This window comes from Streptomyces lonarensis, assembly GCF_012033735.1.
Classification (GTDB): domain Bacteria; phylum Actinomycetota; class Actinomycetes; order Streptomycetales; family Streptomycetaceae; genus Streptomyces; species Streptomyces lonarensis.
The window spans coordinates 43,818-53,891 of record NZ_JAAVJD010000010.1 but is presented as its reverse complement, the minus strand read 5'-3'; the positions used below and the strand labels follow the sequence as shown (position 1 = coordinate 53,891).

8 protein-coding genes and 1 tRNA gene are annotated in these 10,074 nt (G+C 71.4%); 5 read left to right on the top strand and 4 right to left on the bottom strand.

The genetic code is table 11. The features are described 5' to 3' along the window. Positions 1-129 precede the first annotated feature (129 nt). The 3 genes from HCN56_RS03180 to HCN56_RS03170 all read right to left on the bottom strand — a co-directional run bounded on the left by HCN56_RS03180 (position 130) and on the right by HCN56_RS03170 (position 1,344). Positions 130-612 carry a RidA family protein gene (locus HCN56_RS03180; protein WP_167967907.1) on the bottom strand — a complete coding sequence of 161 codons (483 nt, stop codon included), beginning with the start codon at positions 610-612 and terminating at the stop codon, positions 130-132. After that, a complete protein-coding gene (gene sp36 / locus HCN56_RS03175; RefSeq protein ID WP_167967906.1) occupies positions 609-764 on the bottom strand; it encodes a Sp36 family protein in 156 nt (51 codons plus the stop codon). The genes HCN56_RS03180 and sp36 overlap by 4 nt, the downstream gene beginning before the upstream one ends. Before the next feature lie 187 nt (positions 765-951). Further along, positions 952-1,344, bottom strand: coding sequence for a WhiB family transcriptional regulator (locus HCN56_RS03170; RefSeq protein WP_167967905.1), 393 nt, complete (start codon positions 1,342-1,344; stop codon positions 952-954). A 454-nt stretch (positions 1,345-1,798) separates the two neighbouring features. Here HCN56_RS03170 and HCN56_RS03165 point away from each other — a divergent pair, with 454 nt between their 5' ends. Then, complete coding sequence (locus HCN56_RS03165) at positions 1,799-4,078, top strand: transglycosylase domain-containing protein (RefSeq protein WP_167967904.1); 2,280 nt, start codon at positions 1,799-1,801, stop codon at positions 4,076-4,078. Between the two features lie 358 nt (positions 4,079-4,436). Here the strand turns inward: HCN56_RS03165 and HCN56_RS03160 are convergent, their stop codons facing one another. Beyond that, positions 4,437-4,901 (bottom strand): GatB/YqeY domain-containing protein, encoded by a 465-nt coding sequence (locus tag HCN56_RS03160; RefSeq protein WP_167967903.1) that lies wholly within the window; start codon positions 4,899-4,901, stop codon positions 4,437-4,439. A 40-nt stretch (positions 4,902-4,941) separates the two neighbouring features. On the opposite strand from HCN56_RS03160, the gene HCN56_RS03155 reads away from it, so the two are divergent. The 4 genes from HCN56_RS03155 (at position 4,942) to HCN56_RS03140 (ending at position 10,017) form a co-directional block, all read left to right on the top strand. Beyond that, positions 4,942-5,883 carry a metallophosphoesterase gene (locus tag HCN56_RS03155; RefSeq protein WP_167967902.1) on the top strand — a complete coding sequence of 314 codons (942 nt, stop codon included), beginning with the start codon at positions 4,942-4,944 and terminating at the stop codon, positions 5,881-5,883. Between the two features lie 151 nt (positions 5,884-6,034). After that, positions 6,035-6,108, top strand: a tRNA-Pro gene (locus tag HCN56_RS03150). A gap of 346 nt (positions 6,109-6,454) precedes the next feature. Next, positions 6,455-8,029: an SNIPE associated domain-containing protein gene (locus tag HCN56_RS03145; RefSeq protein ID WP_167967901.1), complete on the top strand. Its 1,575-nt coding sequence runs from the start codon at positions 6,455-6,457 to the stop codon at positions 8,027-8,029. A 215-nt stretch (positions 8,030-8,244) separates the two neighbouring features. Next, on the top strand, positions 8,245-10,017 hold the full coding sequence (locus tag HCN56_RS03140) for a hypothetical protein (RefSeq protein ID WP_167967900.1): 1,773 nt from the start codon (positions 8,245-8,247) through the stop codon (positions 10,015-10,017). Positions 10,018-10,074: the final 57 nt, after the last annotated feature.

Sequence of the window (10,074 nt, the reverse complement as noted above, 5' to 3'; positions counted from 1 at the left end):
GGGTGGACGTGGTCCTGGACGTCGGCGCCAACGAGGGCGAGTACGGCGCGATGCTGCGCCGCGCGGGCTACGCCGGGCGCATCGTCTCCTTCGAACCGCTGGCCGCCCCCGGTCCGCTACGTGCTGCGGTCAGCTCTGGTCGATCGACGCCTGGAGCTCGACGACGATCTCCACCTCGACCGGGGCGTCGATCGGCAGCACCGCGACACCCACCGCGCTGCGCGCGTGGACACCGCGCTCGCCCAGCACCTCGGCGAGCAACTCGCTGGCGCCGTTGACGACGCCGGGCTGGCCAGTGAACTCCGGGGCCGAGGCGACGAATCCGGTGACCTTCACGACGCGCGCGACGCGGTCGAGGTCACCGGCGACGGACTTGACCGCGGCCAGCGCGTTGAGCGCGCAGGTGCGGGCGAGGTCCTTCGCCTGCTCGGCGGTCACCTCGGCGCCGACCTTGCCCGTCAGCGGCAGCTTGCCGTCCACCAGCGGGAGCTGGCCCGCGGTGTAGACGTAGGCGCCGGTCCGCACCGCCGGGACGTAGGACGCCAGCGGCGCCGCCACCTCCGGGAGTTCCAGGCCGAGTTCGGCCAGCCGGGTCTCGGTGCGGGCGGTCACTGCTTGGGCCGCTTGAAGTAGGCGACCAGCTGCTCGGGGTTGGGTCCGGGAACGACCTGGACGAGCTCCCAGCCGTCCTCGCCCCAGGTGTCCAGGATCTGCTTGGTGGCGTGCACCAGCAGCGGTGCGGTTGCGTATTCCCACTTCGTCATGGCACAGACTCTAACGGCCGTACCCGCACGGCGAGGCGGTCGCGTCCGGCAGGCCCGCCGACCGCGGCGGACCGCGGCGTGCGCCTCTTGCCGCACTGCCCCGCGCCACGCTGAGCGCAGTGCCCCCGCGGACTCGGCGGTCCACCGACCTCGATCGGTGGACCGCCGCCGCTGTACCGCTGTACCGCTACGCCGCCCCGATGACCGGGGCGGGCTCCACCGGCCCGACGGGCTCCACCTGCTCCACCGGACGGGCCGCCGGCCCGCCGCGGGCTGCCCGGCGGGCGGCCGTCGCCGCGCTCTCCACCTCGTAGGCCGCCTTCGCGGTGGCCAGGAGACGGCGCCAGGAGGTGACCTGCGGCCGGCGGCGCAGCAGCGCCCGGCGTTCCCGCTCCGTCATTCCGCCCCAGACACCGAACTCGACGCGGCTGTCCAGCGCGTCCGCGAGGCACTCGGCGCGCACGGGACACCCGCCGCACACCGCCTTGGCGCGGTTCTGCGCGGCGCCCTGGACGAACAGGTCGTCCGGGTCGGCGCCGCGGCACGCAGCCTTCGTGTTCCAGTCCTTGACCCAGCCCATACGTGTGCCGTCCTCTCTCTGCCGAGGCTCCCCCAACGGCGGCAAAGAAGGTCACGCGCGGGGACCGGGGGTGGGACGGTCGCGGTCCTGAGCTTGTTCCACAGCTTGCCGAAGCAGGACGTTACGGTCTGGGGACGGACGGCAACACCCCCACGCGGCCTAAAGAAAAATGGCCCGATCAGACTATGTGCAATCGCACTATCACTCTGCTGAGTGACGGATCGGCGGTCCAAGCGCCGCGATGGCGGGGATCGGCACCCTTGAAGGGGGCTCATACCGTGCGAATCGGTCACCGGTTCGAGGTTGCCCCCGGTCAACGGTCCGCCGGTCGGGTGACCGGTCGGGCGCTAAAGGTGACGGGGCCCGGCGTCCGCGTTCCCGTGTAGGGGACACGCGTGCAGCCTAGGCGAACACGTGGTCGCCTGTCCGGTGAATGGCCCCGTACGCTGACCCCATGAGCAGGAAGCGTGTGGGCGGCGGCCTCGGGGCGGCGCAGCAGGGAGCCAAGTTCGTCGGGGTCAGCGTGCTGGCCGGCGCGGTGCTCGCGGGAATCGCACTTCCCGCGGTGGGCACGCTCGGCCTGGCGGCCAAGGGCACCGTCGAGGGCTTCGAGGAACTGCCTGCGGACCTCACCAGGCCACCCCTCAGCCAGAAGACCGTCGTGCTCGACGCCGACGGCGGCAAGATCGCCGACATCTACGCCCGCAACCGCACCGTGGTGCCGCTCGACCAGATCGCCCCCGTCATGCAGGCGGCGCTGATCGCGATCGAGGACGCCCGGTTCTACGAGCACGGCGCCATCGACATCCGCGGCGTCGCGCGGGCACTCAACAGCAACATGGAGGACGGCACCACACAGGGCGCGTCCACCCTGACCCAGCAGTACGTGAAGAACGTCTTCGTGGAGGCCGCCGGCGACGACTCCGACGCGTTCGCCGACGCCACCGAGAAGAAGATCGGCCGCAAGATCCGCGAGCTGAAGTACGCGATCCAGCTCGAACAGGAACTGGGCAAGGACCAGATCCTGGAGAACTACCTCAACATCACCTTCTTCGGGCAGCAGGCGTACGGCGTCGAGGCGGCCTCGCAGCGGTACTTCTCCAAGTCGGCCAGCGAGCTGGAGCTCCACGAGGCGGCCGTCCTGGCCGGGCTCGTGCAGTCCCCGACCCGCTTCGACCCGATCAATGCGCCGGAACAGGCGGAGAAGCGGCGGAACATCGTCATCCAGCGGATGGTCGAGACCGAGGACATCACCCAGGAGGAGGCGGATGAGGCCAAGGCCAAGGAACTGGGCCTGAACGTCAGCCAGCCGCGTCAGGGCTGCATCACCGCTGTCCACGACGCGGGCTTCTTCTGCGACTACGTGCAGCGCGAGTTCCTCAGCAACCCCGTCTTCGGCGAGAACAGCACCGAGCGGAACGCCCGTTGGCAGCTCGGCGGCCTCACCATCCGCACCACGCTGCGCCCGCAGGCCCAGGAGGCGGCGGCCGAGGCGGCCGCCACCGGCGCCCACCCCTCCGACCAGGCGACCGCCGCGGTCGTGCAGGTCGAGCCCGGCACCGGACACATCCTGGCCATGGCGCAGAGCCGCCCGTACGGCAACGACGGCGACCAGCACCAGACCACGCTCAACCTGAACACCTCCGGAATCATGGGTGGCGCGTCGTTCGGCTTCCAGCCGGGCTCCACCTTCAAGCCGGTCACCGCCGCGGCGGCGCTGGAGGCCGGCCTCAGCCCGGCGCAGGAGTACTCCAGCGGCTTCGAGATGGAGGTCGACCAGGCCAACTTCCGCGACTGCTCCGGTGGCCCCGCCGGTGCGGGCATGTGGGAGTTCAAGAACGAGCAGCAGTCCATGACCGGCACCTGGGACATGACCGAGGCGCTGGGCAAGTCCATCAACACGTACTTCGTGATGCTGATGGAGGAGTCGGGACTCTGCGAGACCGTCGAGATGGCGGAGAAGCTCGGCATCCGCAAGGGAGCCGACGAGACGCCGCTCAACGCCTACCCCTCCGTGACGCTGGGCGGTCAGGAGACCACCCCGCTGATGATGGCCAACTCCTACGCCACCTTCGCCAACCGCGGCGAGTACTGCGCGCCGACCTCGATCACCGCGGTCAGCGACGCGCAGGGCAACGAGTACGCCATCCCGGAGACCGAGTGCAACCGGGTCATGTCCGAGCGGACCGCCGACACCATCAACGCCATGCTGGTGGGCGTCGTCGAGGACGGCACCGGCCAGCAGGTCGGCCTCCAGGGCCGTGAGAACGCCGGCAAGACCGGTACCTCCGACGAGCGCCGCAACGTCTGGTTCGTCGGCTACACGCCGGAGATCGCCACGGCGGTCCGGGTCGGCGGCATCGACCCGTTCCCCATGGAGAACTTCACCCTCGCCGGCAACTACGTCGAGCGCGCGGGCGGCGGCAGCATCGCCGGCCCGATCTGGCGGCAGGCGATGAACGGCGCCCTGGAGGGCGTCCCCGCCGGCACCTTCGCCGACGTCGACCTGCCGCGCGGCAACGGCGACGACGACGGGGGCGACGACGAGGACAGCGACGGCGACAGCGACGAGCCGGGCAACCGGTCCGGCAACGGCGGGGGCAACAACCCCGGCGGTGGCGGCCCCGGTGGTGGCGGCGGTAACGGCGGCGGCAACGGTAACGGCGGCGGTGGCAACTGGGACCGCGACTGGGACTGGGACGACTGGGACTGGGACGACTGGAACCGCGACTGACCCCGACCGGCCGACCAGCTGCCGGGCACCCTCCCCCCCCCGGAGCGGTGATCAGCAACTGAACAGGCACAGCACCGAGCCCCCGGCGCACAACCGCCGGGGGCTCGGTGCTGTGCGGGCTCGGCTGGGCGGGCTCGACGCCGCACGGACCCTGTGCCGCGCCCGGCGGCCGCTGCCCGCCCCGGCGCACCCCGGCCCTGACGCGGGGGAGAAACGCGCACCCCGACCGGAGGCACGCCCGACACACACCACGGGCCGGGCAGAGAGCTCCGCACCCCGCCCGGCCCGTGGCCGTCGTCCGTCCCTGTCGACTCCCGGCCGTCTGGCCGTCCGGCCGGCTCGGCGGACAGGAGCGGTGTCAGCCCGCCAGGGCGCTCTTCACGGCGGCGGAGACCCGCTTGCCGTCGGCGCGGCCGGCGACCTTGGGCGTCACCAGCTTCATCACCGCGCCCATCGCGCGCGGCCCCTCGGCGCCGCCCGCCTTGGCCTCGGCGACGGCGGCGGAGACCAGCTCCGCCAGCTCCTCGTCCGTGAGCGGCTTCGGCAGGTACTCGGCGAGCAGCTCGCCCTCCGCCTTCTCCCGCGCGGCCTGCTCGGGCCGGTTGCCGGCCTCGAACGCCTCAGCCGCCTCCCGGCGCTTCTTCGCCTCCCGCGCGACGACCTTCTGCACCTCGTCGTCGGAGAGTTCACGGGCGGTGGTACCCGAGACCTCCTCCTTGGTGATCGCGGTGAGAGTCATCCGGAGGGTGCCCGAGCGCAGCTCGTCACGCGCCTTGATGGCAGTGGTGAGGTCGTTCTGCAACTGGGCCTTCAGCGTGGTCATGCGGTCATTGTCTCAGGCGCGGGTCTGCGACGATGGGGGGATGCGAACGCGTTATTCGGTCCCCCTCGGATTGGCGGCGGGCGCTGCCGCCGCGGGTGCGGTAACCCTCGGCTACGCGGCGGGTTGGGAGGCACGGTCGTTCCGGCTCCGGCGCGTGACCGTGCCCGTACTGCCGCCCGGTGCCCACCCGCTGCGAGTGCTGCAGGTCTCCGACATCCACATGGTCTGCGGGCAGCGCAAGAAGCAGCGCTGGCTGCAGTCGCTGGCCGGCCTGCGGCCCGACCTGGTGATCAACACGGGGGACAACCTCTCCGACTCCGACGGCGTGCCCGAGCTGCTCGACTCGCTCGGCCCCCTCATGGAGTTCCCCGGTGCGTACGTCTTCGGCTCCAACGACTACTACGCGCCCCAACTGCGGAACCCCGCAAAGTACTTGCTGGAGCGTGTCTCCGGCCGCCACGGCCTCAACGGCAACAAGGCGGCCACCGGCGTCCCCCGCAACCCCTGGTGGCTGATCCGGGATGCCTTCGACGAGGCCGGGTGGGTGGACCTCACCAACACCCGCGGCCGGGTCAAGACCGCCGGCTTCGAGATCGCGCTGACCGGGCTCGACGACCCGCACATCAAGCGCGACCGCTACGCCGAGGTCAGCGGGGGTCCGGAGCACGACGCGGACCTGTCGCTCGCCGTCGTCCACGCCCCCTACCTGCGCGTTCTCGACGCCTTCACCGCGGACGAGTACCCCCTGATCCTCGCCGGCCACACCCACGGCGGACAGGTCTGCATCCCGTTCTACGGCGCGCTGGTCACCAACTGCGACATCGACACCCGGCGCGTGAAGGGCCTCTCCCACCACGAGGCCGACGGCCACCGCTCCTACCTGCACGTCTCGGCGGGCTGCGGCACCAACCGCTACACCCCGGTCCGCCTGGCCTGCCCGCCCGAGGCCACCCTCCTCACCCTCACCGAACGCCCCGCCTGACCGCCGGACCCCGCGCGCCGGCCGGCCGCCGTCGGCTGGTCGGGCCACCGCCCCGACCAGCCGCTACGGCCCGCGCGAACCCCCGCCCGGCCCCTCCCCGCAACGGATTTCGCGTACGGCGCCAGGTCCGCTAAGCTAATCCACATCGCATCGGGGTGTGGCGCAGCTTGGCAGCGCGCTTCGTTCGGGACGAAGAGGTCGTGGGTTCAAATCCCGCCACCCCGACTGGTGCAGTAACACTCAGGGCCTGATCCGCAGAGCGGATCAGGCCCTGAGTGTTTTCGGGCGCTCGTCGTCCGGCCGCGGGTCTGTTCGAGGTCGCCGGGCGGGAGAAGCGGCCCCGCGGCGACCGCGCGATCGCCTGACCCCGTCGCGCGTGGAGCCTTCACTCCGCAGGCCGCCGGCCCGGCGCTCCCCCCCCCATGCGTTGGGCTCTCCATCTCATCGAAAACGCCCTCGGACCGGTGCGTGCTGCTCTACATTCTGTTGCGACCCACAGCGCGCCACCGGGGTGGTGGTGAGGTGCGCGCGTGGTGACGGTGCCCGCAGCGGCGCCAGAGAAGGGGGACCCATGCAGCAATACCGACTCAACCCTCCTCCGGGCTGGCCGGCGCCGCCGGACGGCTGGGTGCCGCCGCCGTTCTGGGAGCCCGATCCGTCGTGGCCCGTGCCGCCGCCCGGCTGGCAGCTGTGGGTCCCGGTCGCGGCCGCTGCGGCGACCCGCGCGCAGACGGAGCAGGGTTCTCCGGTACCGCCCGGTGAGGGCGGTACCACCCGGGTGCCGCAGCCGCGCCGCAGCGGGCTGCTGGGCAGGCTCCGCCGGGGCGGCCCCACCGAGCTGCAGCAACTCCGCGACTGGATCACAGCGACGCAGGGCGCCGAGGCCCTTGAGGTGGCTCGACTCCTGCAGCGAACCCGGGACGAGGCAGATCAACTGCGCGCCGAGGCTTCCCGGGAAGCGGACTCGATCGTCGCCGCCGCCCGACAGTCGGCCAAGGAGGGCAAAGCCGAGGCCCGCCGCGCGACACAAGAGACCGAGAAGGCCAGGAAGGCCGCAGAGGAGCACCGGAACGAGCTCTACCAGGCGGAGACACGCCTGACGGAGCTGCGGGCGCAGATCGTCACGACGGACGAGACGGCAATGCTGCAGCAGGTCGGCGTCTACGCCTACCGCCACCCGCTCCAGGATGCGATCGCCTACCGCAGCGCGCTGGACTCACTGAGCGCGCAGATCAAGCATCTGGTGCGCACGGACCAAGCCGTGCTCGCGGCCACCGACTGGACCGTCAACGGCTCCGTCCGCGAGGGCCGCAAGATGGTGCGCGACTTCTCCAAACTCATGCTGCGCGCGTACAACGCCGAGGCCGACTCCGCGGTACGCGGGATGCGCCCGCATCGACTGACCTCGCTGGTGGATCGCCTCTTCAAGAGTCGCGAGACCATCGCCAAGCTCGGTGCCACCATGCACATCCGCATCTCGGACGCCTACCACGATGTGCGGGTGCGCGAGTTGGAGCTGACGGCGGACTTCCTGCAGAAGAAGGAAGAGGAGAAGGAGGCCCAGCGGGAGGAGCGGGCTCGTCAGCGGGAGGAGGCCGCAGCGCAGAAGGAGTTGGACCGCCAACGGGAGAAGCTCACCAAGGAACTCGGCCACTACCAGTCCGCGCTCGACCGGCTCCGGGAGCGCGGTGACCTCGCAGCGGTCAGCGAGATGGAGGCGAAGCTCGCGGACCTCGAAGCAGCGCTCAACGACGTCGAGGCGCAGGCAGCCAACGTGCGGGCCGGGTATGTGTACGTCATCTCCAACGTCGGCGCCTTCGGGGACAGCGTCGTCAAGATCGGCATGACACGGCGCCTCGAACCCTTGGACCGCGTCCACGAACTGAGTGGTGCCGCGGTGCCGTTCCGCTTCGACGTCCATGCGCTGATCTTCAGCAAGGACGCGGTCGGTCTGGAGACGCGTCTGCACCAGCAGTTTGCCGCGCGCCGCGTCAATCGCGTGAACGCCAGGAAGGAGTTCTTCCACGTCACGCCGATCGAGGTACGCGACGCGTTGGCACGCGACACCGGCGAGCACGTGGTGGAGTTCAACGAGGTGCCACAGGCCCTTGAGTGGCGAGCCAGTAGCGGAAACGCCCGGAGCTGAGGCCGCGGGCGCGGCACAGCGGGTTCGCCGATCGCGCAGCAACCCGCCGCGTCCGTCGGCCGGGCACCGGGCCGGGCCGTGTGTGCCAACGGACCCTCCTTCCCGGCGCGATCGGCTTCGCGGATTCGCGCCGGGTCGCACGGAGTTGAGCCATAGACTGCGGCGGTCGACGCTGGCACGGTGGGGTTGCCGCGCGCTGCGGGGGAGGAACGGGCATGCACGACTCGTCGGACTCGGGGGAGAGCGCCGCCGCGGGGGAGTGCGGGCGCAGCGAAGCTGCCGCGTCTGCCGCCGTGGCCGAGTCGCAGAACCGGCCAGCGGTACCCGGTTCGGAGACCGAGCCCTTGACCCTGATCGAGGTGCACCCGGGGGTGGCGCTCCTCACCGGTGATGTCCCGCCGGAATTTGCCGACGGCCGGCTCGACTTCGACTTCGGGTTGGTGCCGAAGGCCGACCGCCGGAGCATCTCGGCGGTCCTCGCGTCGATCGGTCACACGGCCACGGTGGTTGGCAACCTCCGGAGCGCGGCCGACGCCGCACACGGGCTCTACCGGATCGGCGACCCGACCCGGGCCCTGCTGGCCGGCGGCGGCAAGCTGGTCGTCAAGGACGGCGCCAACCTGGGGACGGTGGTGGGCCCCGGCGGCACCCTGCACCAGGCGCGCTTCTATCCCGTGGGGCTGAGCAAGGCGCAGGCCGCAGCGTCGATCGGACCGGCGCTCGCGATGGTCGCGCTGCAGATGATGCTGAGCGAGGTGTCGAGCCTCGTCCGGACGAACCTGACGGTGACCAACCAGGTCCTGAGCGTCGTCCGCAAGGAGCAGTGGGCGGAACTGACGGGCCTCGTCGCCACCATCGACTCTGCGGTCGACCATGCGCGGGAGATCGAATCCGTCCCGATGTCCCTCTGGGAGGGAGTCGCGGCCAGTGAGCCGTTGCTGCAGAAGCAGCTCCAGCTGTACCCCGAGAACGTGCGCGACCACCTCGCGAACCTCGCTCAGCCGGACAAGCGCGGCCACCGTGAATACCTGGAGAAGAACGCCACGGACATCGCCTTCGACGCTCACGCGCTGTTGTCGTTGCTCAAGGCTCGGGCCGGCTACCAGGCGCTGCGTGCCGCCAAGGCGAGAGCCGCAGGGCGCGACGACGCCGGCGAAGCGCAGTACGCCGAGGTCGTGGCCCGCGACGCCCGCGCGGAGTTCGACACCATGCTGTCCGAGGCGACCAGCCTCATCCGCGCGCTCACGCGGCACCTGCGGATCACCGCGGAGCTTCCCGGCTCCGACGGGTGGCCGCTGGCCGGTAAGCGGAAGAACGCGAAGGCCGCCCGAGAGACCTCGGCCCGTCTGCTGGAGGCGATCGAACCGCTCTCCGACGCTCTCCGCCCGCCGGCCCCCGCGCTCGGGGCGCCGACTGTTCTCTGTGCGCCGGAGTCGCTGGCTCTGGACCCGTACCTGCGGATCCTGCGTTGGTTCCTCGACGACACCGAGACGCTCCGCGCTCTCGCCTTCCCCGAACAGCTCGACGCGCTCGGCCCGCTCTCCGCGGTGGTCGGCGGCGCGAAGGAAAGACTGGCGGCGGCGAGGGACAAGTCCGCGGTGAGGACACTGGTCGCCGTCACCGACCGCCGGGTCATCACCGCCAGGTCGAGCGCCTTCCTCGAACAGGCCGAGATCCGTCAGGAGATCCCCCTCGACCAGGTGCGCTACGTCCGGGCCGCTGCCGACCAGGTCGCCGGTCGGCAGCCGGCCATCGACCTGATCACCCGTGACGACAACCTCCGATGGCTTTTCCCCACCGGCGCCGACGCCGCGGACGTGGGCGCATTCGCCGCCGAACTCGCCGAGTCGATGACCATCCCGGACAGCGAACGGCAGGAACTGCGAGAGCGGCGCCGCACTCCCGTCGAAGCGGGTACGAGGACCGAGATCGCAGGGCCGACCGCGCACAGGCCCGACCCTGCGACGACGCCCCGCGAAGGCGAGTGAGCTCGGGCCTCCGAGCCGTGCCGGCGCGGCCGATTCGGCTGGTGGGCGGGCCGGTTG

Bases quoted from the DNA above. Each gene is read 5' to 3' on its own strand.
- HCN56_RS03155 (WP_167967902.1), top strand. From the start codon at position 4,942: ATGCGAACGCGTTATTCGGTCCCCCTCGGATTGGCGGCGGGCGCTGCC.
- sp36 (WP_167967906.1), bottom strand. From the start codon at position 764: ATGACGAAGTGGGAATACGCAACCGCACCGCTGCTGGTGCACGCCACC.
- HCN56_RS03160 (WP_167967903.1), bottom strand. From the start codon at position 4,901: ATGACCACGCTGAAGGCCCAGTTGCAGAACGACCTCACCACTGCCATC.
- HCN56_RS03140 (WP_167967900.1), top strand. From the start codon at position 8,245: ATGCACGACTCGTCGGACTCGGGGGAGAGCGCCGCCGCGGGGGAGTGC.
- HCN56_RS03145 (WP_167967901.1), top strand. From the start codon at position 6,455: ATGCAGCAATACCGACTCAACCCTCCTCCGGGCTGGCCGGCGCCGCCG.
- HCN56_RS03165 (WP_167967904.1), top strand. From the start codon at position 1,799: ATGAGCAGGAAGCGTGTGGGCGGCGGCCTCGGGGCGGCGCAGCAGGGA.
- HCN56_RS03170 (WP_167967905.1), bottom strand. From the start codon at position 1,344: ATGGGCTGGGTCAAGGACTGGAACACGAAGGCTGCGTGCCGCGGCGCC.